The following is a 26,655-nucleotide window of genomic DNA, read 5'->3' as shown; positions in this document are numbered from 1 at the left end:
AGCGGTGCCACGACGCTGCGCGCACATCCATATCACGTTAGCCCGCATGCCGAAATTCACTGAGGACGTAAGCGGCGCTTTCTCACACCCACCTAAACACCGATCCGATCACCGGCGCGAGCCTCACGCCGCACCTCCTGCGGCGGTAGACCAAACCCGCGCATGAACACTTCGCGCATATGCCGACGATCGCGAAACCCCGTCTCTTTCGCGATCACTTCCAGCGAGTGCCGGCTCTTCTCGATCATCAGCCGCGCAGCTTCGAGCCGCAGCCCTTCGATCGCCTTCGCGGGCGACTGTCCCGTCTCCAGCGTGAACACCCGGCTGAACTGCCGCGGGCTCAGATGCGCCGTACTCGCGAGCTCCTCGACGGTGAGCGCACGGCCCAGGTTCTTGCGCGCATAGTTCAGCGCATTCTGGATGCGGTCGGACTTTGGCGCGAGATCGAGCATTTCCGAATGCTGCGACTGGCCGCCCGAGCGCCGCTGATGCATCACGAGCTTGTGCGCGACTGAGCGCGCCGCATCGGAGCCAAGGTCCTTCTCGACCATTCCGAGCGCGAGGTCGAAGCCCGCGGTCATGCCCGCCGATGTCCAGATTGGCCCATCGACGATGTAGATGCGATCTTCCTCGACCCGGATGTCCGGAAACCGGATCATCAGCTCGCGGGCAAAGGCCCAATGTGTGGTCGCGCGCCGGTTAGCGAGCAGCCCCGCTTCCGCCAGTACAAAACCGCCTGTGCAGATGCCGGCGATGCGTCGCGCGCGCGTCGCCGCCTTGCGCAGGAACGCGAGCACTTCGGCGGGCGGCGGCGAGGTAAGCGGCGTGTTGACGCCCGCCGCGATCCACGTGTCGATCGCGGCGCGACCGCCAAGTGGCCTTGTGCCGACAGACACGCCGAGCGAGGAGCGCACGTCGCCGCCGGCCACCGAAAAGGTCTCGACGCTGTAGAAGGCTTCGCCCGCCACGATGTTCGCGTATTCGAAAACCGACTGTGTCGCGAGCGTCATCACCTGGAAGCCATCGCTCAACAAATATCCGATCCGGTGCATGTTGGCCCCCAATGTTCATCGGTCAAACATTCGATGTAAAGAGATGTCCTTAATGATGACCATATTCGTCATTTGCGTCGGCGTCAATCCGGACCACAATTTCCTCACGCAATCACCGATGAACCTCCAACCGGAGCACATCATGACCCAAGCACATCAGGGTACGGCGCTCATTACGGGCGCATCCACGGGCATTGGCGCGGTCTACGCCGAACGACTTGCCCAACGCGGCTTCGATCTGATTCTCGTCGCGCGCAGCCGCGACCGGCTCGTGAGTCTCGCCGAACGCGTCACGAACGGCACGGGCAGGTCCCTCGAGATCATCGACGCCGATCTCAATGACCCGACTTCACTCACCACGGTGGAAGCGAAGCTGAAGGAGGACGCGAGCATCGCGCTGCTCGTGAACAACGCGGGGGTCGGCGCGCACACACCGTTGCTCGACAGCGACGTCGACGCCATGACGCGGATGATCGACCTGAACGTCACCGCACTCACCTATTTCCATGAGGTGAGCAAGGGCGGCCATTTTGCGGCATGGGAACAACCGCAGCTCTTCGCCGAGGAACTCCGCGCAGCGTTCAGACCGCTGCGCTGACAACAATGAGATCCTGCCGGTTGCTGTTGTAGGAATGCGTGGCAGCAACCGGATTCAGGAGTCCACACTTGAGCACGCTTCCGACGTGAAGCGCCTGGCATTGGCCCCGCCTTCTACCTTATCGACACACAGCGACAGGTGGCCTGGACGGACCTCGGCGAACGCAAACATGTGCCGATCGAGGCAGCGATCAGGTAGTTGCTGGCGCAGAAACAGCGCGGAGTACGCGGGCTTTTCGTATCGCAATGTATCTACGAAACCGCCGATACACAGGCTTGCAAAACGGCCGGTTCACGACACACGCCAGATACGTCGGCGCGCTCAAATTCATCAACGACGGATTGCAACGAGCTGCTATGAAGCCGATGCGCTCCGCGCGTTTCCCAACCATTCATCGTTTCAAGGAGAGCTGCATGAAAACCTCGATCATCGCTTTGGCTTTTGCCGCATTCGCCATTTCGGGCTTGGCCCAGGCCGCCAACAACACGACAACCGTTGCAGCCACGCAGACGGAGCAATCCGGTACGAGCCGCATTGGCGCGTCGCAGAAGACGCGGGCCGAGGTGCGGCACGAGTTGGTGCAGGCGCAGCAGGACGGCCAGCTCGCCAGTCTCCGCACGCTCTATCGCGGAAGCTGAATCTGCTCATTTACACACTTATCCGGGCATCCATCATGAATAGGCATCTGATTCCCGCCTTCCTCATCGCAGTCAGTGCGGCTGCTGGCTCCGCCTTCGCGAGCAGCGGCTACGGTCCGGCCCCGCACTACAACCCGATCGCAGGCGCGGCCCGCGGTCCTTTTTCCACCTACTCGTATCACTGATGCTGCTACGGCAAGGAGTTCTTCATGACTCGACTCGACAAAGTCCTGTACACGGGCAAGACCCACACCACGGGCGGACGCGACGGCGCATCGCGCAGTTCTGACGGACGCCTCGACGTCAGGCTCTCGTCACCGGGCTCGACTGGCAGCGGGACGAATCCAGAGCAGATGTTCGCGGCCGGCTGGTCCGCCTGTTTCATCGGCGCCATGGGATTGGCGGCCGCGAAGATGAAGGTCGCGCTGCCCCCAGATACGGCCGTCGACGCCGAGGTCGATCTGCGCACCGCCGATGGCGCTTACTTTCTGCAGGCTCGGCTGAACGTCAGCCTGCCAGGTGTTGAGCGCGAAGTCGCCGAAGCGCTGGCGCGCGCTGCGCACGAGACCTGTCCGTACTCGAAGGCGACGCGCGGGAACATCGATGTGGTCATCAGGGTGGTCTGAAGTCTGAATGCCGCGATGCGGGCGGTGAAACTTCCGCCTGACGAATGAGCGGCGGTCGGGATGATCCGGGAGGCCAATTCGCGCCGACTTTCACCCGATCGCCGAAACAAGCGCGTGCGTCCCACAGGTCAGCCGTTCCACCCGCTGCACCCCATCGAATACTGATCGACACAATCTCAATGGAGAGACAGCCATGCCAGACGAGATGAGTGCTCGCTGCCGTGGGGCTTTTTGGTCCGGCAAGACCCATGTCGATAACTTATCTGAATTTCGCGACCAACGAGGCCGCCCTCGCTCGCCGCTACGAATCGTGGTTGTCTCCAGGGCCGCTATCTGCCGTGCTCGGGTTTGAAAGGTCCTCGGCACTATTTCATCGTGTCGGCGGCAACCTTGCACACCACGGCGTCCTGGTCACCCGTGCCGCCGCTGCAACCGATCGCGCCGACTACCTTTCCTCCCTCCACGAGCGGAAATCCTCCAGGCGAGGCGACCAGTCCCGGTTCCAGCGTGCCCACGTAAGCATGTCCGGTCTCGAACTGGTTGTAGAAAACCCGGGTTTCGCGACGAAATCGCGCTGCCGTACGGGCTTTCCTCTGCGATACGTCGATCGAGGCGTACTGCGCGCCGTCCATTCGTTCAAATGCGAGGAGGTCGCCATTAGGATCGACAACGGCTATATTCATTTTCCAATCGCGCCGCTTCGCTTCTGCTTCTGCCATCGCAAGCAGCTTCTTCGCGGCGTCCAGACCGATTGCCGTGCCGTAGGGAATGTCGAATGGCATCTTGTCGGGTATCGCACCGGAAGAGGGCTGAGAGGCGGGGGTTTGCGCCGATGCAGTGGTCGCCATGACGAGACAGGCCATGCATGCGATCGGGACGAGGTTTTGCATCGGACCATCTCCTGTTGGTGGTCGGAAGGCTCGCGCTGCGGCGCTGTTCGTGGTTAGCGACGCCCGCTGCGGCCCCATACATAGCGCACCCACCGTTGCCACCGGCTCTGCGGCGGCGCGGAGGCGTCGTGCGCCGTCCGCGCTTTGCGGTCGCGCTCGGCACTCTTCTGCACCTGCTCGTGGATCTGCCGTAACGTCATGCCGCCGGGGCCTTTCAGCTTGTCGGGATCGGAATCAGGATCGGGATTGCGATTGGGATCGTCTGTCATGGGAGCCGCCTATTCCTCATGATGCGAGTTGATCTTGATACAGATGCGCCGTCACAGCAAGCATGCAGGCGTGTATGGCCAAGCGGTGCGCAGTCTTGCGGACGGACTCACTTCGAGTCAGCGGGACTGGCACAATCGAGGGGATTCTCAGGCCGCTCAGGAGCCCGCATGCCAGATGTCGCCCCGTCTACCGCGCGTATCAGTCCCCTGTTTGACCTGGCGCCGTTCCTGCGCCGTTATGCCGGGCGCTGGGCGCTTGCCTTCATGGCGCTGGTGACGTCGGCGGGCGCGACGCTGGCGTTGCCGGTCACGTTCAGGTATCTGATCGACCGGGGCTTCGCCGGCGGCAACCGGGCGCACATCGATCGCTATTTCCTCGCACTATTGGCCGTTTCGTTGGTGCTGGCAGGGGCCACGGCGCTACGCTTCTATCTGGTGTCGTGGCTGGGCGAGCGCGTGACGGCGGACTTGCGCAAGGCGGTCTACGAGCACGTGCTGGGAATGAGTCCGCAATTCTTCGAAACCACGCAGAGCGGCGAGGTGCTCTCGCGACTGACCACCGACACCACGTTGATCCAGACGGTAGTGGGCACCAGTCTGTCGATGGGCTTGCGCAATTTCTTTCTGCTTACTGGCGGCGTGGCGATGCTGGCGGTGACGAGCCCTGTGCTGTCGGGCTACATCATGGCCACGCTGGTCGTGGTGGTTGCACCCATCGTTATTTTCGGGCGGCGCATGAGGAAACTCTCACGCGCGAGCCAGGACAAGGTGGCGAACGCTAGCGCTTTGGCGGGGGAGGTGCTCAATGCCATGCCGACCGTGCAGTCGTTTTCGCAGGAGACCCGCGAGGCGCAGCGGTTTGCCGGCAGGGTGGAAACCGCATTCGAGACGGCACTCATGCGCATTCGGGCGCGCGCCTGGCTGACCGCCGCGGTCATCGTGCTGGTGTTCGCGGCTATCGTGTTCGTGCTATGGCTAGGGGCGCAGGCAGTGCTGGCCGGACACATGACAGCCGGCCAATTGTCCCAGTTCATCCTCTACGCAGTGGTGACCGCCGGGGCAGTGGGGGCGGTCGCCGAGGTGTGGGGCGATCTGCAGCGGGCTGCCGGCGCCACTGAGCGGCTGCTGCAACTGCTTGCCGCGCGCTCGCCGGTCGCGCAACCCGAGGCCGCCATCCGGCTGCCGATGCACGGGGACGGCATCCGCTTCGACAACGTCAGCTTTTCGTATCCGTCGCGCCCCGGCGTCGCCGCGCTCTCGGGTTTGTCGCTCGATATCCGCCCGGGCGAGCATCTCGCATTGGTCGGACCGTCCGGCGCCGGCAAGACCACCCTGTTCCAACTGCTGCTGCGCTTTTACGACCCGCAGGCCGGCGGCATTCTGATCAACGGGGTCCCGACCCGGCAGGTGCCGCTTGCGGAGTTGCGCCGGGAAGTCGGAGTGGTACTGCAGGAGTCGGTGATCTTCTCCGGCAGCGTGCTCGATAACATCCGCTACGGCGCACCCGAGGCCACGCTCGGTCAGGTCCAGCAGGCCGCCGAAATGGCGGCCGCAGCCGGGTTTATCGAAGAACTGCCGCAAGGCTACGACACGTTTCTCGGCGAGCGCGGGGTGCGGCTTTCTGGTGGACAGCGTCAGCGCATCGCAATCGCGCGCGCGATCCTGAAGAATCCATCCATCCTGCTGCTCGACGAGGCCACCAGTGCGCTCGATGCCGCCAGCGAACGACTGGTGCAACGGGCGCTAGACAATGCCGCGCAGAATCGCACTACGCTTGTCATCGCGCACCGCCTCGCTACCGTGCAACAAGCTGACCGCATCGTCGTACTGGAACAAGGCCGCATCGTCGCGCAGGGCCGTCACGCCGATCTCCTTCAGGCGTCGCCGCTCTATGCACAGCTTGCCGCGCTGCAGTTCGGCGAGACGCCACGGCAGACGGAGCAGCCCGGCGCGGTGCGGGATTCCGTCGACTCTGCGTGAAGACAGTTTCGGCGGCCGGCCGCATTTTTTTACGGCACCTGTCCGTCAGCGTGCGGCCCGCGCGTCATTGTGATGGCGGCCCGATTCAATTCATCCGCCTCAACCCCATGACGGAGGCTCAAATGGAATACCTGTTGATGATCTACTCGGAAGAAAACAGCTGGAACAAGATGACCGACAGCGAGCGGCAGCAAGGCGTTGCGGCCTATCACGCGTACACCGAATCGTTGAAAAAAGCAGGGGCTCTGTTGGGCGCCAACCGGCTGCAGCACTCGAACACGGCCACCACGGTGCGGCTCGTCGACGGCAAGCCGCAGGTGCTCGACGGACCGTATTCCGATTCGAAGGAGCAGCTCGCCGGCTACTACCTGATCGACGTACCTAACCTGGACGCGGCGATGACGTGGGCGTCGCGTTGTCCTGGCGCGGCTCACGGCATCATGGAAGTGCGCCCGGTCTGGACCGCTCCCTACGAAGCGAAATCAGCATGAGTTCGCCCGGCGGCGCCGGTGACGGCGCCGCGCGTTCGATGGCCGAGGCGGTCGCCCGCCGCAGCTACGGCAAGCTCGTCGCGCTGCTGGCAATGCGCACGCGCGACGTCGCCGCGGCCGAGGACGCGCTCGCCGATGCATTCGCGGCGGCGCTCGACGACTGGCCGAAGCACGGCTGCCCCGCGAATCCCGAAGCGTGGCTGATGACGGTTGCCCGCCGTCGGGCGATCGATGGCGCGCGCCACCGTCAGACCGGTGACCAGGTTGCGAACCAGCTCCTGATCCTCGCCGACGAGATCGACGAGCATGAAGGAGGCGCGTTACCCGACCGGCGGCTTGCGCTGCTGTTCGCATGCACGCACCCCGCGCTCGAGGCGGCGATTCGCACCCCGCTGATGCTCCAAGTGGTATTGGGACTGGAAGCGAAGACGATTGCGTCGGCGTTTCTCATGTCGCCCGCCGCGATGAGCAAACGCCTCGTGCGCGCGAAGACCAAGATCCGCGAAGCGGGCATTCCGTTCAGCGTGCCCGAGCGCGAGGAACTGCCCGGTCGGCTCGCCGCGGTGCTTGAAGCAGTCTATGCGGTGTATGCGGAAGGTTGGACGGACCCGGTCGGTGGCGACACCGAGCGGCGCGACCTCGTTGACGAGGCGTTGTATCTCGCGCAACTGCTCGTCGATCTGCTTCCCGAGGAACCCGAGACGCTGGGTCTGCTCGCGCTGATGCTGTTCGCGCAGGCGCGGCGCGATGCGCGACGCGACGCGGCCGGCGACTACGTGCCGCTGTCGGCTCAGGACCCGGCAACATGGAACGCGCCGATGCTCGACGCAGCCAACGCGCTGCTGAGGCGCGCGAACGCGTTCAACGCAATCGGGCGTTTTCAGCTCGAGGCCGCGCTGCAGTCGGCGCATGTGCATCGTTGCCGGACGGGGTGCCCGAACTGGGACGAGATCGTGCAACTCTACGACGGCTTGCTCGCCATTGCCGCGTCGCCGGTGGTCGCGGTGAACCGCGTGCTCGCGTTGGCCGAACGTGACGGCCCGCAGGCGGCGCTCGACGCGCTAGCACCGTACGCGGACGATCCGCGGCTGGCCGACTACCAGCCATACTGGGCCGCGCGCGCCAATCTGCTCGCGCGTGCCGGGGCAACGGCGCAAGCACTCGACGCGTACGATCTGGCGATCGGCCTGGAACGCGACCCGGCCGTGCGCCGGTTCCTGCAACGCAAGCGAATGGAGCTTGCATCGGCGAGCAGCTAGCGGCGCGTACTGCGTTTGCGAGCTTGGGGATTCCGCCGTGTGTGCGACTCGCATCCGGCAGCAAGCGGACATGATGGCGCGCCGCCTGTCCGACGGTGCGACGCGATTCCATCATTGCTGGCCTTGCTACGCGGTATAGCGGTCATGGTGACGAATCCAGGCTTGCGGATTCGGCCCGTCGTCGTCCTGCCTTCCTAGCGGTGTCAGGTCGAGATAGTTGTACGTGTTGAGCAACAGGTCGAGGCCGCGCTGATATGCCGAGTATGTATGGAATACGTCGGCGCCGTCGCGAAGAAAGACGCTCAGGCCGGGCAACTCCCCTTGTGCCGCCCAAAGCTTGCCCGCCTTCACGAGCGCGCCGGCGTTCTCGAAGTTGTGCTCGACGCTGCCGGCGGCTTCATCCAGAGTCACATGAAAGTCGTAGTTGAAGTCGCTGTCCGCCGATGAATACCACGGAAACGTCCACCCCATGCGCTTTCTGAACGCCTCGATTTTCTCGAGCGGCGCACGCGATACGACTGCGAACGCCGTATTGCGCGCATTCAGATGAACGATGACACCGGCGAAATTGTCGGCGCAATGCGAACAGCTCGGACAGCCCGCGTCCCACTCGGGATCGAACATGAAGTGATAGACGATGAGCTGACGGTGGCTGCCGAACAGATCGCGCAACGTCGCGCGGCCGTTCGGTCCGTCGAACGCGTAGACCTTGGCGAGTTTGACCACCGGCAGATCCCGGCGCGCGGCGCTCAAGTCGTCGCGCTGCCGGGTGAGTTCCTTTTCTTTCGCGAGAAGCTGCTTGCGGGCAGCCAGCCACTCAGTCCGTGACACCACCTGGTAGTCCATGGCGACCTCCTTTGGTCTGCGGTAAAGGGTGATCGGTTTTCTTGCCGCGGCGCGCGAGGTACTTCCTCACTGCGAGCACGGCGAGGCTGCCGCCGGTGGACGTCGCCGCTTTTCCAAGCACGGCGACGGCGGCCGAAGCGCAAATCGGGCACATGGCGTGTCCTCCTGTCGTTCGAATGAGCCGGACTCAGGCCGGCGGCATCAGGTTCGAGCGGCAAACTCGCCGCTCAATCCAATGACGTTCTGACGCAGGTGGAGTGGACAAGGGCTGCAAAATATTGCGAGGTAAAAGGGCGTTTCAATGATCATCACCTCGCCGATCGCGAGCCTGTCCAGGCCGGCAAAGTCTCGCTGGGCAATGATTCGGAGGGGGTGAGATCAATTTGTCATTGGGCACGTCCCGGAAACCGGCCTTACACGACTCCCGGCGTACGTTGAACCGCTGGCGCGAGCAGCGGCGGGATGGCGGCGAGCATCGCGTCGATCGTCACTCGCAGCTTGTACGGCAGGAAGCGGGTGCCGGGCCAGACGACGTGCATCGGCGTTCCAGTGGAAGACGCGCGATCCAGTACACGGATCAGCGCGCCGGTGCTTAATGCATCGCGCACGAGCCATTCGGGCACGTGAACGAGTCCGGCGCCGTGCAGCGCGGCCGCGATCAGGCTATCGATATCGCTGAAGCCCAGCCGATACGGCAGCAGCGGCTGCATGACGCGGCCATCCGGCTCCGTCAGCATCCACGGACTCGGGCGGTCGCCGTGCAGGTACACAATGCAGCGATGGCGGGCGAGATCCCCCGCGCTGCGTGGCACGCCGTGCACGCCCAGATATCCCGGCGACGCGCAGACGACCATCGCCTGCATGCCGAGCGGGCGGGCGATGAGCGTGTCGCTGTCGGGCAGCACGCCGCTGCGTATGGCGATATCGATGCCTTCATCAGCAAAGTCGACTACGCGGTCCGTGAAATGACCTTCGATCCGCAGGCGTGGTTGCTTCTCCATAAGGTCGAGCAGCAGCGGCGTCACATGATGGCGGCCGAATACGACCGGCGCGCTGATGCGTATGCGCCCGGAGGCTTCGCGGCGGCCTGCTTCCAGCACGTTCTGCGCGGAGTCGAGCTCCTCCAGCGCCGGTGCGCATCGCTCGTAGAACGCCTGGCCGTCGTCCGTCAGCGCGAGGCGGCGCGCGGTGCGCACGAACAGCCGCGTCCCGAGCCGCGCTTCGAGCCGGCCGATCGCCTTGCCGACGGCCGAGCGTGTCTGGCCCAGCCGGGCCGCCGCCTGTGCGAAGCTGCCAGCCTCCACCGCCGCCACGAATGCACTGATGCCGGCCAACCTGTCGTGGGAGATCGGTTCCATCTTGTCTACCTTGCGTTGCCAGAATTGCGTCACATGATGCTTGCAGGAACCACTATTCTGCTCACTCCAGGCTTTTATTCATAGGAGAGTCGCCATGGCGTCATCTATGCGTCGCTGGCAAACACCGGCGTTCGGTCGGCAGCACCTGCAACTCGCGGACGTGCCCGTTCCGGCGCCCGGCCCGCGCGACGTGTTGGTCCGCGTGGATGCTGTCGCACTGAACTATCGCGACCTGTTGATCCTGCGCGACGGGATGGGAATGGCTGCGCCGTTTCCTCTGGTGCCGGGTTCGGACATGAGCGGCGAGGTCGTCGCGACGGGTGCCGACGTCACGGACTTCGCGCCGGGTGACGCCGTGATCAGCACGTTCTTCACGGGTTGGCAGGATGGTCGCCAGCCGCCCGGCAGCATGGCGCTCGGCGTGCCGGGGCCCGGCGTGCTGTCGGAGTACATCGTGCTGGGCGAGGTTTCACTCGTCACCGCGCCGCGCACGCTCAACGCGGCGCGGGCGAGCACGCTGACCTGCGCGGGACTGACCGCGTGGTATGCGCTCGCGGAGGCGTCGAACACACGGCCCGGCGACACGGTGGTGGTGATCGGGACGGGTGGCGTCGCGCTGTTCGCCGTGCAAATCGCGCATGCGCAGGGTGCGCGCGTGATCGTCGTATCAGGCAGCGATGAGAAGCTCGCGCGTGCGAAGCAGCTTGGCGCGGATGATGGGGTGAACCGTACCCACACGCCGCAATGGGCAGACGAAGTGCGCGCGCTGACCGGCGGGCGTGGCGCCGATCACGTACTGGAACTTGCGGGTGAACACAATTTCGGGCGTTCTCTGACTTCGCTCACGCAAGGCGGCCGGGTTTCGGTGATCGGCAATCTCGGTGGCGACGAGTTGACGACGTCGGTGTATCCGCTGCTAAGAGGCCGTGCGACCGTGCAGGGCATCGGCGTGGGGCACCGACGCGCACTCGAGGATCTCGTGCGCGCGGTCGACTGGCTCAAGCTGAGCCCAGTGATCGAGCGTGAGTATCCGTTCGAGGCACTCCCGGCCGCACTCGACCATCTCGAGCGCGGCGCGTTTGGGAAGGTAGTGGTGCAGGTGCGCTGAGTCATGCCCGCGCGCAATCGGTTCGGGGACGGGCGCTGTCGCCTTGCTTCACTGCCAGGGCGACGGCAGCGCCCACACCACGCGATCTCGCATCATCCGGCCTTAGCGGATCCCGCGTTTGATCAACGGGATGAGCGAGTCGATCGTCGCGGGAGTTTGGACACCTGCGCCGGTGTTGATGGTTAGCCCCGCGAAATGATAAGCGGCCGAAAGCACGCATTGCGTGACCGGCAGGAACCCTTGCAGATAGAGTTGCTGGTCGAGCGTCGCGGTGATGAATTTGCTTTGCAGCCCCGAAATCGTCGCCGGCGCCAGGTCGATCCCACCGACGATGATTTGTCCCGGCTTTTTGCCAGCCTGCTGGAGCGCTTGCGGAATGAACCCGGTCACGCCGCCGTGCTGGGTGCCAATCGCTTTCAAATTAGGGTGCGCCTGGATAAAGGCGACGAGGATCGGCACGGCGAGCGATGAATCCGAATCCACCTGAGGCGAGATATTGAGCCTCGTCACCTTCACACCGGCTTTTTCCAGCGTTTCGGAAAGGCCACGGTCAGACTGGCTGCGCACGCTCTCGTTGAACACGCCGTATTCCAGGGCCTCGTCGCCCTTCTTGAGCCCAGCGTCGAGCATCGCCTTCGCGGTGATCTGCCCGCCCACGTAAAGCTCGACGCCGGCATAGCCAAAGCCCTTCGCGTCGTAGAGTGCCTGGTTCTCGGGTAGCGGCGTGTTGCCGACCGTAACAAGGATGCCTTGGTCTATCGCCTGCTTGATCAGTGGCGCGAAGGCGGGATCGCCCGGATGGCCCATGATGCCAATGCACGTCGGATGCGCCGCCATCGCCTGGCGAAACTGAGCAAGCATCGTCTCGGGGCTCCAGGCCGAGAACTGCTCGATCACCTTGATGCCCAAGGCGTGCGCCGCGTCCGCGGCCCCGGTCTGACGTGGCAGCGTCGCGCCGTCACCGGGGTTTCCGCCCATCTGCATATACATCGTCATACCGGCGCCGAGCTGGCCTGTCGTGGTCGGCTCGGTGGCACCGGCCTTCGGCGCGAGGACAAATGCAAGAATGCTCATCCCCAGGAGGAATCCCGTCATGGTCTTGATCATTTCTGCTCCTTTCTCCTGATTTAACGGCTTTATCGCCCTCCAAGCCTGAACCTCTCGCGCAACACGCGCAGCTTGGCGGGATTCTCGACCAACAGATGCAGCGTCACGGCGACGAGGAACACCACCCCTTCGATCGCCTGCACCCAGAAGCCGGCGACACCTGTCGCAACGATTCCGGCCTCCAGCATGCCGATCACGAAAGTGCCGAAGAAAGTACCCACGATCGTCGCCGTGCCGCCGAACACCGACGTGCCGCCGATGAACACACCGGCCAGCGCCGGCAGCAGGTAGCCCTGCCCCTGGGTTGAAAAGTAGTTGAGATTCTCGAGCGTCAGCAGCACCGTGGCGAAACCGGCCAGCACACCCATCAGCGTGAACAATTTCACGGTCTCCCGCACCACGTTGATGCCCACGACCTTCGCTACGTTGCGGTTGTCTCCGATGAACAGCACGTGCTCGCCAAAGCGGTGGCGATTGAGAATGAACCACATGAAGACCGCGACTCCGAGCGCCCAGAGCGCTTGCATCGGAACCACACCGAACAACGTGCCCGCGAATACTGCATAGACGGAACCGTTGGCGAGTTCCTGTAGCGCATTGGAGAGCCCGCCGGACAGGATTGACGCGACACCGGCCCAGAGGAACTGCGTGCCGATCGTCACGATGATCGAGGGCACACCGACCACCGCGACCAGCACCCCGTTCACCACGCCGACCAGCGCTCCGCCAGCCAGCGCCGCGATCACGGCTAGCCAGGCTGATCCCGTGGTGTTCACGCACCAGGCGAACAGAAAGCCCGCGAATGCCATCACGGAAGGGAAGGACAGATCGATCTCCCCCGCCGCAACCACCAGAGTCAGCCCGATCGCCAACACCGCGAGCGGCGGCACGGTGGTCAGGAAGGAGAAGTAGATGGGCCAGCCCAAAAAGACGCGCGGTGCGGTTGCCATGAACAGACCGACCACCAGCGCGAACACGACCACGCTCGGCAACCCCTCGACGCGAGCAAAACCAGGCAGGCGAAAACTCACTAACCGCGCCGGTCGTTCGTCTTTTAGCGGATCGCTCACGTCCTTGTCCCCGCGGCCAGCGTCGGCCCGTGTCCGCTTTGCTGTAGCGAAATCAGGAACCGGGTGAGTTCCTCGAGGCTCATCTCACCCGACTTGAAATCCGCGACGATCCGGCCACGATCGAGCACGACCAGCCGATCGGCAAGCTCGTGCACATGGGCGAGGTTATGTTCGATGTAGATGCAGGCGCGACCGGACTCCTTGATGGAGCGCACGAAGTCGAGAACCTTACGCACCTCGCTGATGGCAAGCGCCACGGTTGGCTCATCGAGAATGATCAGATCGCTGTCGAAATACATCGCCCGTCCGATCGCGATGCCCTGCCGCTCGCCGCCGGAGAGTTTCGCAATCAGCGAATCGGCGTCGACCCCGACGCCACGAAAACCGAGCTGGCGCTTCAATATGGTGTTGGCAATGCGCCGCTCTTCAGCAACTTTGATGAAGCCGAACCGGTTGACGATTTGCCGGCCGACAAAAAAATTACGCCACAGCGGTTGCTTCTCGCCCAGCGATTTCTCCTGATACACCGTCTCGAAGCGCAGTCGATGCGCCTCGCGCACCGAAAAGCGGCTCCAGTCGACCTCCTCGTCACGGATGAACAGCTTGCCCGCGCTCGGCCGCACGACACCGGTGAGCACTTTGATGAGGGTCGACTTACCCGCGCCGTTATCACCGATCAGGCCGACGATCTCGTTGCGCCCGATGGCGAGATCGATGCCGGAAAGCGCGCGAATCTTGCCGTAGGACAGGTCGATACCCTGGGCGCGCACGATATGCTGATAGGCGCACGTACCGGGCGCTGCCAGGCTCGCCGTCACGCTACGCTCCAGCTCGAATGACCCACAGCGATGTTGTGTACGACGACAGCCATAAGACCTTCCCCTTTGCTTATCGATCGCCGCATCAACTGACTTTGGAGAGTCTCTACAATCTAGCAAGTCTTAGGGTCTAGTTCAAGAATCGCCCGGACTGGACTGCTGCCGGTTTCACGAGTGCAAATAGGTCGGCGCCCACGCATTTCATGCCACCCTCTCTTCCTTTTTGCATTGCAAGGAAAACCGGCAAGGACATGGTGTTGACGTCGGCATCCAGGCGCTTCTTCCAGATCGGCCGGCCATTCACTTTCTGTCATATTCCGATTTGCGAATTCCCTACGATTGAATAGAGCCACGACATCAAAGAAGAAGTGTTTATTGAAGGGATAGTCAACCCGGCTTGCGCATTCCTGAAAGCCGGTAGCGGTGTTATTCCGAATGCGCCTGCATGATTTGCGTGAGTTCTCTTGCGGTCAATATTCGTTGTGTCGTACTAATCGATGCGGTCGAAATGAAGTTCGGAAATTCCGTGGTGTTCGTGACCGGAGCCAGCCGCGGACTGCGTATTGCATTCACACTTGAGGCGCCCGGCATCATTCCCGTCAAGCTTGAAGAAACGGACCCCGCTTCGATCGAGGTGACCGCCCGGAATGCATCGGACGTGACAGCTTGGGGTATACCTGATGGTGTAAGTCTCCGTTACGGAAACGACTCGGCGAACCGTGTGCAATCCTTCGGGCCTGCTAGACTGAAAGTTACCCTGCAAGTTATGGAGGGAGACATGACAGTCGTCTACGTCGTGAAGACCGGCGAGAAATTCCTCTGCACCGCGGAGGACGGCGATATCGGCCTGGCGCCGGAAATTAAAGAGGCCACGTCCTTTCTCTCATATGAGGAGGCGGATAAAGTCGCGAACGAGCACGCCGACCCCGGTTACGAAATCGTGGCCGTCAACGTCACGAAACGCGGGTGAGGAGTCCGCTCCTCGGCGGTCAGTGAATGAGGGCTAGCAACTGTGCTTGCACCATGCGATATGGTGCTGTGGCGGGCTGTGCCCGGGATCGTCTCATCCATGCGTTCGCGCACGCCCAGAACCGACGCTGACCGACAAAACTCCGCATGCCGGGGCGTGAGTCGCGCCTTGTCAGCGAACTGTCACTCGAAGCGCCTAGCGTAAATAATGCTCGCAAGGCGGCGCGCAGCCTCCGTTTAGTTCCCCATGACGAACGCCGCAGTCGCGACGCGGACATCGTTACCGATCACTCGGGGAGTGCCATGGGATGAAAGTCGAACAATGCACGGAACGCGAGGCGTCGCGGGTGACGCAGTTCGGACAATCGAAAAGCGGCGTCGAGCAATTGTGGCGTGCTGCCCTCGCCGCGGAGCAGGAATTTGGCGCCGAGTTCGAGCTGGTGGCTCCCTCCATGCGCGAAAGCGCCGTCAACCTCGTTCACTACCTCGCGGTGCGGCGCCATGATGTGCGTGCCCTTCAGGACGAGTTGGCGCGCCTCGGACTCAGCTCCCTCGGACGCATGGAGGCACACGTCATCGCCTCGCTCCAGGCCGTGCTCCGAATCCTCTACACGCTGCTGCAAGAGCCCATTCCTCCCGATGTCGCCGAGGAATTGCCCGTCACGTTCGATACCGGCCCCGCGTTGCTCGCCCAGCACGCCAACGCCATCCTGGGCATGTCGCCGCAAGATCGCCGGACCCGGATCATGGTCACGATGCCGGGAGAAGTGGCCGACGATCCGGATTTGATTCGGGCGTTGGTCGAAGCGGGCATGGGAATCATGCGCGTCAATTGCGCACACGACTCGCCACCCGTCTGGGAGCGCATGGTCAAGCATCTGCGCGAGGCGGAGCGAGAGTTGGGCAAGCGTTGCCTGATTTCGTTCGACCTTGCCGGCCCGAAACTCCGCACGGGTCCGATCACGCCCGGACCGGTCGTCGTCAACTGGCGGCCGGCCCGCAATGCGTTGGGACAGGTGACCCAACCCGCTCGCGTGCGACTGGTGGCGCACGACAATCCGCCCGATCCGAATGTGCCGACGATTCCCGTCGAAGCTACGCTTCTCAACAGGGCCAAACCCGGCGATTCTTTTACGTTCGTCGACACGCGCGATCGCAAGCGTGTGCTGCACGTCGTTGAAGTCCGTCCGGGCGAGTGCCTGTGCGAAGCCGACAAGCATGCATTTGTCGTGCCCGGAACGCGCCTGACGTTGCGGCGAGAGAAATCGTCGATCGGGACGGGCGAAGTGGGTGCGCTGGCCACGCTCGAGCAGTGGATCGCGCTGCGCGTGGGCGATCCCCTGGAGGTAGTCCACGGAGAAGCACCCGGTTGCGGTGCGACCTACGACGACGACGGCCACGTCATCGATCCGGCATTCATCTCGTGTGCGCTCGCTGAAGTGTTCAGTGGAGCACGTATCGGCGATCCGATCCTGTTCGACGATGGGAAGCTCAGAGGCGTGATTCGCGATGTCGCCGCGGATCGCTTGCGAGTCGAGATCACCGGCGCGGCGGGAGGCATGGCAAAGCTCCGGTCCGAAAAAGGTATCAACCTGCCCGATACGGACCTGGCGCTGCCAGCCATGACGAGCAAGGACATCGGGGACCTGGCGTTCGTCGCGAAGTACGCCGACGCCGTGGCGATGTCCTTCGTCCAGCGTCCTCGGGACATCGACGACTTGCTGCGCGAAATCGGGAAGCTCAACGCGTCACACCTCGGCATCATTCTCAAGATCGAAACGAAGACCGCGTTCAGCCGGTTGCCGGACCTTCTGTTGAGTGCGATGCGTCATCCGCCGATTGCCGTGATGATCGCCCGTGGTGATCTGGGTGTGGAGGTGGGTTTCGAGCGGCTGTCCGAAGTGCAGGAGGAGATCCTGTGGTTGTGCGAAGCGGCGCATGTGCCGGTCATCTGGGCCACGCAGGTGCTGGAATCGCTAGCCAAGGGCGGCCTGCCTTCACGCGCCGAGGTCAGCGACGCAGCAATGGGCAGCCGTGCCGAGTGTGTGATGCTGAACAAGGGGCCTTACATTCTTGAAACGCTCGAGTTCCTCTCGGACGTGCTGGAACGCATCGAGGAGCACCATCGAAAAAAATCCGCGCTCTTGCGCAAGTTGCAAGTGGCCATCCGCAACCCGCCCAAGCTCGATGCATAGGCTCATGTGATTCCGCGCAGGAGCACGATTGGGCCAAAAGAGGGAGTCACGAAATTGACACAACTCGTGCCTAGCTTGCTAGAACATTAACGCTGTCAATTCATTTAGCGGAGGCGGTCCATGCTGTTCAAACGAGGATTCGCAGTTCTTGCCGTCGCGGTGCTGCCCGTCGCGGCCGCGCAAGCGCAAACCGTGGACATCACCGGCGCGGGCAGCACTTTTGCGGCCCCGATCTACAACAAGTGGGCTGACGCCTACCACAAGGCGGGGGGCGGCAAGGTCAACTACCAGGGCATTGGTTCAGCGGGCGGCATCAAACAGATCCTCGCGAAGACTGTCGACTTTGCGGGCTCCGACGCGCCGATGAAGGACGACGAACTCGCGAAGACAGGCCTGTTTCAGTTCCCGACGGTCGTCGGCGGCGTGGTTCCGGTCGTGAATCTGCCGGGCGTAAAGCCGGGGCAACTGGTTCTGTCCGGTGCAGTGCTCGGCGACATTTATCTCAACAAGATCAAGAAATGGAACGATCCGGAGATTGCCGCGCTGAATCCGACCATGAAGCTGCCTGATACGGACATTGCCGTGGTGCGCCGCGCCGACGGCTCGGGCACGAGCTTCATCTGGACGAACTTTCTGTCGAAGGTGAACCCCGAGTGGAAGTCGAAGGTCGGCGAAGGCACGACGGTGAACTGGCCGACCGGAACGGGCGGCAAGGGCAATGACGGCGTTGCGGCGTTCGTGCAACGCTTGCCGGGCGCGGTCGGCTATGTCGAGTGGGCGTATGCGAAGCAAAACAACATGGTCTATACCAGCCTGAAGAATTCGGCGGGTGCCATAGTTGCGCCGAAGACGGAAACCTTCAAGGCGGCCGCATCGGGCGCGGACTGGAAGACCACGTTCTACCAGATATTGACGAACGAGCCGGGCAAGGATGCATGGCCAGTCGTGGGCGCGACGTTCGTGCTGCTGCATTCGACGCAAGAAAAGCCAGCGCAAGGCGCGGCGACACTGAAGTTTTTCGACTGGGCGTTCAAGAACGGCGGGCAGGCTGCCAGCGATCTCGACTACATCTCACTGCCGGATTCGGTCATGCAGGAAATCCGCTCGCAGTGGAAAACGAAGGTCAAGGACGCTTCGGGAAAGCCGGTGTTTGAATGAAGGTAGCGGCTAGTACAGCGCATGGCTCCATACCAGCACACTCCCGCTCGATCGCGGAAGCGTTCGAGTGCGCACGAGTATCCGGAATCGCAGGCACCAAGGTTAAACTGACGCGATCGGGCGCTTCAGGTCGTTCGCGGGTTCATGAACCTGCTGGCTCCCGCGAATGTTCAGCTTGCCCGACTTCAGGAATACTCAATCAGAAAAGGGATGTGATGGCAAAGGATGAAATAGTCTGGGGGATTCTGGGTGCCGCAAAGATCAACGACAAGGTGGTCGTGCCCACACACAACGCGCCGAAGTGCCGGGTGAAGGGCATCGCGTCGCGATCGCCGGAGAAGGCGCGGGAAGCCGCGGCCAGATATGGCTTGGCTGTCGCCTATGACAGTTACGAGGCGCTCCTGGCGGACCCGGAAATCGACGCGGTATATATCCCGTTACCCAATCATCTGCACGTGGAATGGGCGATCCGATCCGTCGAGGCGGGCAAGCACGTTCTATGTGAAAAGCCGATTGGCCTGGACGCCCGACAGGTCGAACGACTCATCGCCGCGCGCGACGCGAATGGCCGATACATACAGGAAGCCTTCATGGTTCGCACGCATCCGCAATGGATCAAGGTGCGCACGCTGATCGACGAAGGCGCGATTGGCGAATTGCGGGCGGTGACCGGCGGTTTCACCTATTACAACACGAACGCAAACAATATCCGCAACCAGAGCGAGTTCGGTGGTGGCGGCCTGCTCGATATTGGTTGTTATCCAATCACAACATCGCGCTTCACTATTGGGCGTGAGCCAAAGCGGGTGGTCGCGCTGGTGGAACAGGATCCCGACTTCAAGGTTGACCGGCTCGGTTCCGTGCTGATGGACTTCGATGGTGTGCAGGCGAGCTTCTTTTACTCGACTCAGACCTATCCCTATCAGCGGATGCAATTTCACGGTACCAAGGGGCGGATCGAAGTCGAGATTCCGTTCAATGCACCGAATGATCGGCCGACGCGCCTTTTGATCTCTGAAAACACAAGCGAAGGTGTCGCGACTGATCGCTGGCTGGAACTGCCGGTGTGCGATCAATACGGCGTGGCGGCTGCCACGTTCGCGGAGGCGATCCTCAGTGGAAGTCCGCAGGCTATTGCGCTGGAAGACGCGCGCGCGAATATGCAAGTGATCGATGCGGTGTTCCGCTCGGCTCGTTCGGGCGCGTGGGAGAGCATCCAGCAAAGTTGATGTGCAGCCTGCCGATTCATGGCGCGACGGCGCGGCGATACACTGTGTTCGACTCTTCAAGGAGGCCATCATGAAGCTTGTCGACTGGAACATTCAGTGGGGTTGCGGCGTCGACGGCCGCGTCGACCTCGGCCGGATCGTGCGGGAAGCACGCGCGTTGTGCGACTTCGACGTCCTGTGTCTGCAGGAAGTCACGCGCGGCTTCAACGAAGCGCCGGCGGCAGGCGGACTGAAAGGCGCGCCATCGGCCGATCAGTTCGCCGAGCTTGCTGCCTTGCTGCCGGAGATGACCGTGCTCGACGCGATCGGCTCCGATCTTCCGTCTCTGAGCGCGAGCCGTCATCGGCGCCAGTTCGGCAATGCGATCGTGACCCGCTTGCCGGTTCGTCAGGTGCTTCGGCATTCTCTGCCGTGGCCCGCCGACCCGGCCAAGCCGTCGATGTTGCGCGTCGCGCTCGAAGCGGTGCTCGATGCCGATATCGGTCCGCTGCGCGTCGTCACCACGCACCTGGAGTTTTATTCGGAAAGGCAGCGGCTCGCTCAGGTGGAAAGACTGCGCGAACTGCACCGGGAAGCATGCGATCACGCCCGCTATCCCGCTCGCGCTGAAAAACCGGACAGCCCGTTTGCCGATACGGCGCGTCCGATCAGCGCCATTCTTTGTGGGGACTTCAACAGCGCATTCGAAGACAGCGCCTATTGCCGGATGCTCGAACGGATCGCCGACGCTCCAGCGTTTGTCGACGCGTGGACCTGCGCGCATGCTGGCAAGCCGCGTGCCGCGACGGTCGGCCTATACGATCACGAGCAATGGCCCGACGGACCATTCGCATGCGATTTCATTCTCGTCACGCAAGACCTGAGCGCACGCATTGCATCGTGCGATGTGGATCCACACAGCCGTTCGTCCGATCATCAGCCGATGTGGCTGGACCTCAGTTGAAGCGTTTGTCGAGAGTTGCTCTGCGATCGTTGCGCCTCGGTCCTATCACGAGAGTAGTGAGCACGTCAGATCGCGCTGGGCGATCCGTGGATAGTCAGCCTGAACGCAAAGATCGACTTCTGATCCTGATCAGCGGGCTCACTGCACGCCGCCCGTGCGCATGGCCCGGTATTCCCGCTGCACGATGTCCATCAGTTCGGCTACCGAAGTCAGCGCGCTTTGTTGCTCGTAGGTCACGCGGCCTCGCTGCATCAGCATGATGCGATCCGCGATATCGAGCGTCTGCGCATAGTTGTGCATGATCATGATGATAGACAGGCCGCCTTTTTCCTTCAGGCGCATCAGAAGATCGATGATCAGCCCCGCTTCGCGCGCGCCCATCGCGGCGAGCGGCTCGTCGAGCAACAGGATCCTCGCGTTCGAATGCACGGCGCGCGCCACGGCGATGGCCTGGCGCTGACCGCCCGAAAGACGCTCGACGGGCAAATCGACCGAAGGCACATGCACGCCGATATCGTCGAGGCATTGCGCCGCCCGCTCGCGCATCTGCTTGTGGTCGAGCAGCCTGAATGGCCCGCGCCGCACGATTTCGCGATTCAGGAACATGTTGTGGTAAATGCTCAGCGAATTCGCCAGCGCCAGATCCTGATACACGCATTCGATGCCGAGTGAACGCGCATGATCGACCGAGCGCAACAGCGTTTCCTGCCCGTTGATATACAGCGTGCCGCCGGTTTGCTGATGAAAGCCGGTGAGAATCTTCACGAGCGTGGACTTACCCGCGCCGTTGTCGCCGAGTATCCCCAGAATTTCGCCTTCGGCGAGCGTGAGCGAAACGCCGTCGAGTGCCGTCACCGCGCCGAAGCGTTTGACGAGGTTCTCGCCGCGCAGCGCGAGCGGGGCATTGGCCGCGCTGTTCGCAGCGGGCGTGGCATTCGCGCCCGCGGAGGAGGTTTGCGATTCGTCCATCAGCGTCCTGCCTTGCGGCGAATGCGTCCGACGTGGATGTTGAAGACCATCGCCGCCAGAATCGCGGCGCCAAGAATGATGTTGAACGTGAACGCGTTGATGCCGATGAGCGTGAAGCCGTCGTTCAGAATGCCCAGCACGGCCGCGCCGATGAGCCCGCCCACGATGGTGCCGGAGCCGCCCGTGAGCGGCGTGCCGCCGATCACGGCGGCGGCCACGGCAAGGAACATGATCTGGTTGCCGCCCGCCTGCGGGTCGATCGAGGTAATCCGAAAGGCTTCTAGCATGCCGGTGAAGCCAGCGAGCACCGCGGCGAGGATGAAGTTGCCGAGGCGCAGCCGCTTCACATGAATGCCGGCCTCGCTCGCGCCCAGTGCGTTGGCTCCCGCGGCCTGCGTATGCAGGCCCCAGCGCGTATGCCGCAAGAGCACGTGCATCGCGAACGCGATCACGAAGGTCCAGATGATCTCGCTATAGCCCCACGCGCCCATGAACCCGGCGAACGTGGGAGACCCCGGCGTCGGGGCGGGCGTGCCACGTGAGATGGTGAGTGTGATGCCGTTGATGAGAAAGAGCGTGCCGAGCGTGGTAACGAAGGAGGGCAGCCGCAGCCACACCGTCACGGCGCCGTTGACGAAGCCGACGATTGCCGCGGCAATGAGCCCCGCGATCACGGCGAGCCACATGGGCGCGCCCGCGTCGTACGCGAACACCATCATGAAGGGCGCGAATGCGAACACCATGCCCGCCGAGAGATCGATGTCGCCGCCGATCATCAGCATGATTTCGCCAAACGCGATGATCGCCACCGGCGCGATGAACTGCGAGAGGTTGACGAGGCTCGCGTTGGTGAACAGGAAATCGTGATTCGCGAATTCGAAGTAGGCGGCCAGCAGCACGGCCACGAGCAGGATGCGCAACTCGGCCGCCCATTGCGTTGCGAATGAAACGCCCGCGCGCTGGTGCGCGCGGACCGCTTCGACGTTGGTAGTGTCGTTCACTGTATTCATCAGGACTTGATTGGACCGGACCGCGGAACGATCTGCTGCTTGTCGGTCTTGCCTTCAAAGCGCGTCGAGGTAGTGAGGTACGGCTCGACGTTCTCCTTCGTCACGAACTTGAGGCCGGTGTTGATCTCGGCCGGCCCGACGAGGCCGCCCGAGCTGAGGAACACGAACGCCTGCATCACCGTATAGAAACCCTGGACGTAGGGTTGCTGATCGATGGTGAAGTCGAGGAAGCCTTCGTGGATCAGCTGGATCGTGGTGGGCAGCAGGTCGAAGCCGCCGCCGTGCACGCCCTTGGCGGGAAGGTTCGATTCCTTCATCACCTGCGCGACGCCCTGCGTGCTACCCGCATCCACGGCGAACATGCCCTTCAGGTCCTGGTGGCCCAGATAGAACGCCTTGATCTTCGACAGCTCCTCGTTGACGGTCGCGCCCGTGGCCACGGTCTGAATTTCGATCTTCTTGCCGGACTTCTTGATGGCGTCGCTCGCGCCGTCCATGCGCGGCTGGATGTTGAGTTGCCCCGGCGTCGCGATGAACAGCCCGACCAGCCCGCTGTCGATGAGGCTCACGATGCGCTCGCCCATCTGGTAGCCGGAAAGATATAGATCCTGGCCGATATAGGCGAGGCGCGGGTTCTTCTTGCCGCGCGGCGCGTCGGCGTTATAGGCGAACACCGGGATGCCGGCGTCGAGCGCGGCCTGGATGGGCTTGTCGAACGCGCTTGGATCGACGATCGGCACCGCGATGGCGTCGGCCTTCGCGGCAATCGCCGCGTTCACGGCGCGCACCATCTCGCCCGCGTCCGAAGTGGCCGAGCCGGTCCACTGGTAATCCATGTTGAGCAGCGAGCAGGCATCCTGAATGCCATACTGCGTCGGCACGAAGAACGGGTTGGTGGTGACGTGATTGACGAACACGATCTTCCACTTCTTGTGCGAGGGAAAAGCCGATTCCGCGGCCTGCGCGCTGCCGATCAGGCCGCCCACGCCACCTAGCGCACCCATCAGCGACAGCGCCGCGCCGAGCCCGGCGCCCTGCATCAGCCCCCGCCGCGTCGTGCTGATAGCGCTACTGCTGTGTTCCTGCTCGTCATCCCGTTGCTGTGCCATCTTTTCCTCCGGTTCTTCTCTTCGTGGGTCGATGTGGTCGACATTGAGTCGATTGCGTGCAGATGCTGGACGGCACCGGGAATGCGCTGGGCGGCGCGGGACTCTGGCGCGGCGATGTGCAACCCCCAATTCGGAAGCGCTCGATACGCGCCGTGCGGTACCGCAAAAATGTTAGTGCAGTGCGGTTGCACCGCCTAATCCATGTATACCCCTAACTAGTCCGATAATTGGGACGCTCGGTTAGGGGCGTTGTGCCGCGGCCCGCTGCAGCAGACAGGATGCGTAGAGCGGGGCGCTGATCGCGATGCGTGTTTACCACGAACGATCGGTCGCGCGGATCGGCGCGCGGCGCTCAAAGCGCCCGACCCGCCAACACCGCCACTACACGCTCGCGCAATGTCGGCAACACCGCGTCTTCGAACCACGCATTGCGCTTGAACCACGCGATATTGCGCGGCGACGGATGCGGTAGCGGCATCACATGCGCTCCAAACTCGGCCCATCTGACGAGCGTATCGGTCGAGGTGGGGCCAAAGGCGTCGCCGAGGCCAAAGCGCTGTGCGTACTGTCCGATCAGCAGCGTCAATTCCACCGAAGGCATATGCGCGAGCAATTCGCGGTGCCAGCGGCTTGCGCACTCCGGCCGAGGCGGCAGATCGCCGCTCGCGCCGCGACCCGGATAACAGAAGGCCACCGGCACGATGGCAAATTTCGAATCGTCGTAAAAGGTCGTATCGTCGACGCCGAGCCAGGTGCGCAGACGCGCGCCGCTCGCGTCACTCCACGGCACCCCGGACGCATGCACGCGCGCGCCCGGCGCCTGTCCGACGATCAGGATGCGCGCCCGGGCCGACGCCGCGAGCACGGGGCGGGGCGCGTGCGGCAGGTTCGCCGCGCACAGCGTGCAGGAGCGGATGTCGCGAAGCAGCGCGTCGAGCGACACGCTGTTTTTCGCCATGCGTTTGGTGGTGACAGCCATAAAACGGTGCAAGTCGCCTGGCGGGCAATCGTGTCGCGGAGCGGCCTGGTTCTATGCCCGAGCCGGATAGATCAACGTGCCGTCGGGCTGGGGCGCGGCGCCCGGCGTCATCGTGGCAGCGTTCGTGTGATGCGCGTCCATGATGTGCAGCACGGTCTCGTCGTGCATCAGGAGATAGTCCGTGATGATACGCCGGTGGCAACGCCACCAGACCGCTTCCGAGCACATGATTGCGCAGCGCTGCTGGTGCCCGAGCCTCAGAAGTTGCGCGAGTCCTTCGCGGAACGCGTCGCTCATTGCATAGTCCGCGTAGTTGCGAAAGGCCGGATGCGTCCAGTACGTATTCGGCGATGGCGCGTCGTCCTTGCGCTTGCCGCGGCGCCCGCCCAGTGCCGCGAGATGCACGTAGCCGATCTGTTCCGGTGCGAGCGCGTCGGGCAGCGTGTCGCGATTGAACTGCGGGTTGGTCCGCGAGCGCGGGATGCTGCGCACGTCGACCAGCAAAGCGATCCGCTCGCCTTTCAGCAGAGCGACGAATTCCTGCAACGGGTGCGTCGAATGGCCGATCGTGAAAAAGGGGCGTTTCGTTTTCATGCATGCGCCGCCGGCGACGATAGCGGCGGCGATCGCTACAGGTTTACAACGTGGGATGCAGGAACGTCAACTCTCATCGCGACCGCCATCTGGGTCGTCAGCGCGTATCAACTGGCGATCAGGCCTGCGCGAGCCGCCCGCCTAGGCGAGGTTCGTAGGCGCCGCCTTCAGCACGTCGACGGGCTTGGGAATCAGGCCGAGATCGAGGAACGTATCGGCAATCTGTTGCTGCTCGCCGAGAATCGCGCGGGTAATCGGCTGCGTGCCGAACTGCTGGCGTTGTACCGCCACGTCCACGACCGCTTTCGGCAGACCCCATAGTTGCGCGAGTTCGCTCGCGAGCTGATCCTTGTTCTGCTGACCCCACACATCGACCTTGTCGAGTTCTTCGATCACGATGCGGATCACGTCGGGATTGTTCGCCGCATAACTTTGCGACGAAAAGTAGAACGCGCGGTTGCCGACCACGCCGCTTGCATCGGCGATCACGCGCGCGCCGAGCGATTGCTCCGCCGCGGCGAAGAACGGATCCCAGATGACCCACGCGTCGATCGACGCCCGCTCGAACGCCGCGCGCGCATCGGCGGGCGCGAGGAAAACGAGCTTCACGTCGCCGTATTGCAGGCCGTGCTGACGCAGCAGCTTGACGAGAAAGTAGTGGACGTTGCTGCCTTTGTTGAGCGCGATCCTTTTGCCCTTCAGGTCCGCGACCGAGCGGATCGTGGATTGCGGCGGTACGAGCACGGCTTCCGACTGCGGCCGCTTGACGGTCGCCGCCACATAGGTCAAAGGCGCGCCGGCGGCTTGCGCAAAGATCGGCGGCGCCTCGCCGACGTCGCCGAAATCGATCGAACCGACGTTCAGCGCTTCCAGTTGCACGGGGCCCGCCGCGAACTCGGTCCACGTCACCGATACGTTCAGCGGCGCGAGCCGTTTTTCGAGCGTGCCGCGCCCCTTGAGCAGATTCAGATAACCCTTCTGGTTGCCGATGCGCAGCGTGCGCGCGTTGCCTTGCGCGAACGAAAGCGGTGCCGCGGCAGCCGCTGCGGCGCCAAGCGAAAGTTTCAGGAAGGTGCGGCGGTCGTGGTGCGTTCTGGTAGTGGGCATGACGGGCAATACGATGAAGAGGGCAGGTGTTGCGGCGGCCCAAGCGCCGCCGGTTGCGTCGCGCCGCGTCAGTGCTGGGGCGCGCGAGCCCATGCCGGCAACGTGGCGCCGTGATAAACCGTCAGGATCGCGGAAGCGTCGTTGGCCTGCTGGCAGCCGTCGACGATGGTCTTCACGCACGGTGCGTTCCGCGTCTTTCGCGTTGACCGCGATGAAGTTGTTGTAGTCATGTTTCGGGAACCTGTTTCGAAGTGGCGGTCACCAGATCGTAGAGAGGCACCCT

General features: G+C 63.1%; 27 protein-coding genes and 1 pseudogene. 13 read left to right on the top strand and 15 right to left on the bottom strand.

The genetic code is table 11. The features are described from left to right. Positions 1-92: 92 nt before the first annotated feature. A complete protein-coding gene (locus LJ655_RS22490) occupies positions 93-1,052 on the bottom strand; it encodes a GlxA family transcriptional regulator (RefSeq protein ID WP_230563424.1) in 960 nt (319 codons plus the stop codon). Positions 1,053-1,194: 142 nt separating this feature from the next. Between LJ655_RS22490 and LJ655_RS22485 the strand changes: the two genes are divergently transcribed. From LJ655_RS22485 to LJ655_RS22470, 4 genes are all read left to right on the top strand, one after another. Beyond that, the gene (locus tag LJ655_RS22485; RefSeq protein WP_268991645.1) at positions 1,195-1,650 is read left to right on the top strand and encodes an SDR family NAD(P)-dependent oxidoreductase; all 456 of its coding nucleotides are present in this window, start codon (positions 1,195-1,197) and stop codon (positions 1,648-1,650) included. A 413-nt stretch (positions 1,651-2,063) separates the two neighbouring features. Next, positions 2,064-2,288 carry a DUF4148 domain-containing protein gene (locus LJ655_RS22480; protein WP_230563423.1) on the top strand — a complete coding sequence of 75 codons (225 nt, stop codon included), beginning with the start codon at positions 2,064-2,066 and terminating at the stop codon, positions 2,286-2,288. A gap of 35 nt (positions 2,289-2,323) precedes the next feature. Next, a complete protein-coding gene (locus tag LJ655_RS22475) occupies positions 2,324-2,473 on the top strand; it encodes a hypothetical protein (protein WP_230563422.1) in 150 nt (49 codons plus the stop codon). A 24-nt stretch (positions 2,474-2,497) separates the two neighbouring features. Then, positions 2,498-2,914, top strand: coding sequence for an organic hydroperoxide resistance protein (locus tag LJ655_RS22470; RefSeq protein WP_230563421.1), 417 nt, complete (start codon positions 2,498-2,500; stop codon positions 2,912-2,914). 365 nt (positions 2,915-3,279) lie between these two features. Here LJ655_RS22470 and LJ655_RS22465 read toward each other — a convergent pair whose 3' ends face one another. Together LJ655_RS22465 and LJ655_RS22460 are read right to left on the bottom strand one after the other, a co-directional pair. Then, positions 3,280-3,804 (bottom strand): GlcG/HbpS family heme-binding protein, encoded by a 525-nt coding sequence (locus LJ655_RS22465; RefSeq protein ID WP_230563420.1) that lies wholly within the window; start codon positions 3,802-3,804, stop codon positions 3,280-3,282. Between the two features lie 53 nt (positions 3,805-3,857). Next, positions 3,858-4,073: a hypothetical protein gene (locus tag LJ655_RS22460; RefSeq protein WP_230563419.1), complete on the bottom strand. Its 216-nt coding sequence runs from the start codon at positions 4,071-4,073 to the stop codon at positions 3,858-3,860. Between the two features lie 168 nt (positions 4,074-4,241). Here LJ655_RS22460 and LJ655_RS22455 point away from each other — a divergent pair, with 168 nt between their 5' ends. From LJ655_RS22455 to LJ655_RS22445, 3 genes are all read left to right on the top strand, one after another. Continuing rightward, a complete protein-coding gene (locus tag LJ655_RS22455; RefSeq protein ID WP_230563418.1) occupies positions 4,242-6,053 on the top strand; it encodes an ABC transporter transmembrane domain-containing protein in 1,812 nt (603 codons plus the stop codon). A 122-nt stretch (positions 6,054-6,175) separates the two neighbouring features. Further along, the gene (locus tag LJ655_RS22450) at positions 6,176-6,544 is read left to right on the top strand and encodes a YciI family protein (RefSeq protein ID WP_230563417.1); all 369 of its coding nucleotides are present in this window, start codon (positions 6,176-6,178) and stop codon (positions 6,542-6,544) included. Further along, positions 6,541-7,803, top strand: a complete 1,263-nt coding sequence (locus LJ655_RS22445; RefSeq protein ID WP_230563416.1) for an RNA polymerase sigma factor — start codon at positions 6,541-6,543, stop codon at positions 7,801-7,803. Before LJ655_RS22450 ends, LJ655_RS22445 begins: the two co-directional genes overlap by 4 nt. Before the next feature lie 126 nt (positions 7,804-7,929). Here LJ655_RS22445 and LJ655_RS22440 read toward each other — a convergent pair whose 3' ends face one another. Both LJ655_RS22440 and LJ655_RS22435 read right to left on the bottom strand, forming a co-directional pair. Next, complete coding sequence (locus LJ655_RS22440) at positions 7,930-8,649, bottom strand: DUF899 domain-containing protein (RefSeq protein ID WP_230563415.1); 720 nt, start codon at positions 8,647-8,649, stop codon at positions 7,930-7,932. Between the two features lie 413 nt (positions 8,650-9,062). Beyond that, positions 9,063-10,007, bottom strand: coding sequence for a LysR family transcriptional regulator (locus LJ655_RS22435; protein WP_230563414.1), 945 nt, complete (start codon positions 10,005-10,007; stop codon positions 9,063-9,065). A 94-nt stretch (positions 10,008-10,101) separates the two neighbouring features. Between LJ655_RS22435 and LJ655_RS22430 the strand changes: the two genes are divergently transcribed. Then, positions 10,102-11,115, top strand: coding sequence for a zinc-dependent alcohol dehydrogenase family protein (locus LJ655_RS22430; RefSeq protein ID WP_230563413.1), 1,014 nt, complete (start codon positions 10,102-10,104; stop codon positions 11,113-11,115). 102 nt (positions 11,116-11,217) lie between these two features. On the opposite strand, the gene LJ655_RS22425 is transcribed toward LJ655_RS22430, so the two are convergent. The 3 genes from LJ655_RS22425 to LJ655_RS22415 are packed head-to-tail and all read right to left on the bottom strand — an operon-like array spanning position 11,218 to position 14,110. After that, complete coding sequence (locus LJ655_RS22425) at positions 11,218-12,222, bottom strand: substrate-binding domain-containing protein (protein WP_230563412.1); 1,005 nt, start codon at positions 12,220-12,222, stop codon at positions 11,218-11,220. Between the two features lie 29 nt (positions 12,223-12,251). Then, positions 12,252-13,292 carry an ABC transporter permease gene (locus tag LJ655_RS22420; protein ID WP_230563411.1) on the bottom strand — a complete coding sequence of 347 codons (1,041 nt, stop codon included), beginning with the start codon at positions 13,290-13,292 and terminating at the stop codon, positions 12,252-12,254. Next, entirely contained in the window at positions 13,289-14,110 is an 822-nt protein-coding gene (locus LJ655_RS22415) for an ATP-binding cassette domain-containing protein (RefSeq protein WP_230563410.1), read from the bottom strand. The genes LJ655_RS22420 and LJ655_RS22415 overlap by 4 nt, the downstream gene beginning before the upstream one ends. 778 nt (positions 14,111-14,888) lie before the next feature. On the opposite strand from LJ655_RS22415, the gene LJ655_RS22410 reads away from it, so the two are divergent. The 5 genes from LJ655_RS22410 (at position 14,889) to LJ655_RS22390 (ending at position 20,604) form a co-directional block, all read left to right on the top strand. Then, entirely contained in the window at positions 14,889-15,080 is a 192-nt protein-coding gene (locus LJ655_RS22410; RefSeq protein ID WP_230563478.1) for a hypothetical protein, read from the top strand. 307 nt (positions 15,081-15,387) lie between these two features. Then, positions 15,388-17,274 (top strand): pyruvate kinase, encoded by a 1,887-nt coding sequence (locus LJ655_RS22405; RefSeq protein ID WP_230563409.1) that lies wholly within the window; start codon positions 15,388-15,390, stop codon positions 17,272-17,274. Positions 17,275-17,394: 120 nt separating this feature from the next. Further along, positions 17,395-18,432, top strand: coding sequence for a phosphate ABC transporter substrate-binding protein PstS (gene pstS / locus LJ655_RS22400; protein ID WP_230563408.1), 1,038 nt, complete (start codon positions 17,395-17,397; stop codon positions 18,430-18,432). Between the two features lie 215 nt (positions 18,433-18,647). After that, positions 18,648-19,661 (top strand): Gfo/Idh/MocA family protein, encoded by a 1,014-nt coding sequence (locus LJ655_RS22395; protein WP_230563407.1) that lies wholly within the window; start codon positions 18,648-18,650, stop codon positions 19,659-19,661. 70 nt (positions 19,662-19,731) lie between these two features. Next, positions 19,732-20,604, top strand: a complete 873-nt coding sequence (locus tag LJ655_RS22390) for an endonuclease/exonuclease/phosphatase family protein (protein ID WP_230563406.1) — start codon at positions 19,732-19,734, stop codon at positions 20,602-20,604. A gap of 138 nt (positions 20,605-20,742) precedes the next feature. Here the strand turns inward: LJ655_RS22390 and LJ655_RS22385 are convergent, their stop codons facing one another. The 7 genes and pseudogenes from LJ655_RS22385 to LJ655_RS22355 all read right to left on the bottom strand — a co-directional run. Further along, complete coding sequence (locus LJ655_RS22385; RefSeq protein ID WP_230563405.1) at positions 20,743-21,573, bottom strand: ATP-binding cassette domain-containing protein; 831 nt, start codon at positions 21,571-21,573, stop codon at positions 20,743-20,745. Beyond that, positions 21,573-22,583: an ABC transporter permease gene (locus LJ655_RS22380; RefSeq protein ID WP_230563404.1), complete on the bottom strand. Its 1,011-nt coding sequence runs from the start codon at positions 22,581-22,583 to the stop codon at positions 21,573-21,575. Before LJ655_RS22380 ends, LJ655_RS22385 begins: the two co-directional genes overlap by 1 nt. Beyond that, positions 22,583-23,692, bottom strand: a complete 1,110-nt coding sequence (locus LJ655_RS22375; RefSeq protein ID WP_230563403.1) for a sugar ABC transporter substrate-binding protein — start codon at positions 23,690-23,692, stop codon at positions 22,583-22,585. Before LJ655_RS22375 ends, LJ655_RS22380 begins: the two co-directional genes overlap by 1 nt. Before the next feature lie 352 nt (positions 23,693-24,044). Continuing rightward, complete coding sequence (locus LJ655_RS22370) at positions 24,045-24,671, bottom strand: uracil-DNA glycosylase family protein (RefSeq protein ID WP_230563402.1); 627 nt, start codon at positions 24,669-24,671, stop codon at positions 24,045-24,047. A 51-nt stretch (positions 24,672-24,722) separates the two neighbouring features. Beyond that, on the bottom strand, positions 24,723-25,265 hold the full coding sequence (locus LJ655_RS22365) for a DUF488 domain-containing protein (protein WP_230563401.1): 543 nt from the start codon (positions 25,263-25,265) through the stop codon (positions 24,723-24,725). A 141-nt stretch (positions 25,266-25,406) separates the two neighbouring features. Next, the gene (locus LJ655_RS22360) at positions 25,407-26,372 is read right to left on the bottom strand and encodes a sulfonate ABC transporter substrate-binding protein (protein WP_230563400.1); all 966 of its coding nucleotides are present in this window, start codon (positions 26,370-26,372) and stop codon (positions 25,407-25,409) included. Between the two features lie 68 nt (positions 26,373-26,440). Continuing rightward, positions 26,441-26,600: pseudogene (locus LJ655_RS22355) on the bottom strand (metal ABC transporter substrate-binding protein); the annotation flags it as partial. Positions 26,601-26,655 lie beyond the last annotated feature (55 nt).

The organism is Paraburkholderia translucens, assembly GCF_020881035.1.
Lineage (GTDB): Bacteria > Pseudomonadota > Gammaproteobacteria > Burkholderiales > Burkholderiaceae > Paraburkholderia > Paraburkholderia translucens.
This window is presented reverse-complemented; position numbering and strand designations above follow the sequence as displayed.

What these genes read in the sequence shown, in the direction of transcription:
- LJ655_RS22470 (WP_230563421.1), top strand. Translation starts at nt 2,498, where the DNA reads ATGACTCGACTCGACAAAGTCCTGTACACGGGCAAGACCCACACCACG.
- LJ655_RS22445 (WP_230563416.1), top strand. Translation starts at nt 6,541, where the DNA reads ATGAGTTCGCCCGGCGGCGCCGGTGACGGCGCCGCGCGTTCGATGGCC.
- LJ655_RS22480 (WP_230563423.1), top strand. Translation starts at nt 2,064, where the DNA reads ATGAAAACCTCGATCATCGCTTTGGCTTTTGCCGCATTCGCCATTTCG.
- LJ655_RS22360 (WP_230563400.1), bottom strand. Translation starts at nt 26,372, where the DNA reads ATGCCCACTACCAGAACGCACCACGACCGCCGCACCTTCCTGAAACTT.
- LJ655_RS22405 (WP_230563409.1), top strand. Translation starts at nt 15,388, where the DNA reads ATGAAAGTCGAACAATGCACGGAACGCGAGGCGTCGCGGGTGACGCAG.
- LJ655_RS22465 (WP_230563420.1), bottom strand. Translation starts at nt 3,804, where the DNA reads ATGCAAAACCTCGTCCCGATCGCATGCATGGCCTGTCTCGTCATGGCG.
- LJ655_RS22395 (WP_230563407.1), top strand. Translation starts at nt 18,648, where the DNA reads ATGGCAAAGGATGAAATAGTCTGGGGGATTCTGGGTGCCGCAAAGATC.
- LJ655_RS22460 (WP_230563419.1), bottom strand. Translation starts at nt 4,073, where the DNA reads ATGACAGACGATCCCAATCGCAATCCCGATCCTGATTCCGATCCCGAC.
- LJ655_RS22375 (WP_230563403.1), bottom strand. Translation starts at nt 23,692, where the DNA reads ATGGCACAGCAACGGGATGACGAGCAGGAACACAGCAGTAGCGCTATC.
- LJ655_RS22380 (WP_230563404.1), bottom strand. Translation starts at nt 22,583, where the DNA reads ATGAATACAGTGAACGACACTACCAACGTCGAAGCGGTCCGCGCGCAC.
- LJ655_RS22365 (WP_230563401.1), bottom strand. Translation starts at nt 25,265, where the DNA reads ATGAAAACGAAACGCCCCTTTTTCACGATCGGCCATTCGACGCACCCG.
- LJ655_RS22475 (WP_230563422.1), top strand. Translation starts at nt 2,324, where the DNA reads ATGAATAGGCATCTGATTCCCGCCTTCCTCATCGCAGTCAGTGCGGCT.
- LJ655_RS22455 (WP_230563418.1), top strand. Translation starts at nt 4,242, where the DNA reads ATGCCAGATGTCGCCCCGTCTACCGCGCGTATCAGTCCCCTGTTTGAC.
- pstS (WP_230563408.1), top strand. Translation starts at nt 17,395, where the DNA reads ATGCTGTTCAAACGAGGATTCGCAGTTCTTGCCGTCGCGGTGCTGCCC.
- LJ655_RS22440 (WP_230563415.1), bottom strand. Translation starts at nt 8,649, where the DNA reads ATGGACTACCAGGTGGTGTCACGGACTGAGTGGCTGGCTGCCCGCAAG.
- LJ655_RS22390 (WP_230563406.1), top strand. Translation starts at nt 19,732, where the DNA reads ATGAAGCTTGTCGACTGGAACATTCAGTGGGGTTGCGGCGTCGACGGC.
- LJ655_RS22410 (WP_230563478.1), top strand. Translation starts at nt 14,889, where the DNA reads ATGACAGTCGTCTACGTCGTGAAGACCGGCGAGAAATTCCTCTGCACC.
- LJ655_RS22430 (WP_230563413.1), top strand. Translation starts at nt 10,102, where the DNA reads ATGGCGTCATCTATGCGTCGCTGGCAAACACCGGCGTTCGGTCGGCAG.
- LJ655_RS22370 (WP_230563402.1), bottom strand. Translation starts at nt 24,671, where the DNA reads ATGGCTGTCACCACCAAACGCATGGCGAAAAACAGCGTGTCGCTCGAC.
- LJ655_RS22385 (WP_230563405.1), bottom strand. Translation starts at nt 21,573, where the DNA reads ATGGACGAATCGCAAACCTCCTCCGCGGGCGCGAATGCCACGCCCGCT.
- LJ655_RS22450 (WP_230563417.1), top strand. Translation starts at nt 6,176, where the DNA reads ATGGAATACCTGTTGATGATCTACTCGGAAGAAAACAGCTGGAACAAG.
- LJ655_RS22425 (WP_230563412.1), bottom strand. Translation starts at nt 12,222, where the DNA reads ATGATCAAGACCATGACGGGATTCCTCCTGGGGATGAGCATTCTTGCA.
- LJ655_RS22490 (WP_230563424.1), bottom strand. Translation starts at nt 1,052, where the DNA reads ATGCACCGGATCGGATATTTGTTGAGCGATGGCTTCCAGGTGATGACG.
- LJ655_RS22485 (WP_268991645.1), top strand. Translation starts at nt 1,195, where the DNA reads ATGACCCAAGCACATCAGGGTACGGCGCTCATTACGGGCGCATCCACG.
- LJ655_RS22435 (WP_230563414.1), bottom strand. Translation starts at nt 10,007, where the DNA reads ATGGAACCGATCTCCCACGACAGGTTGGCCGGCATCAGTGCATTCGTG.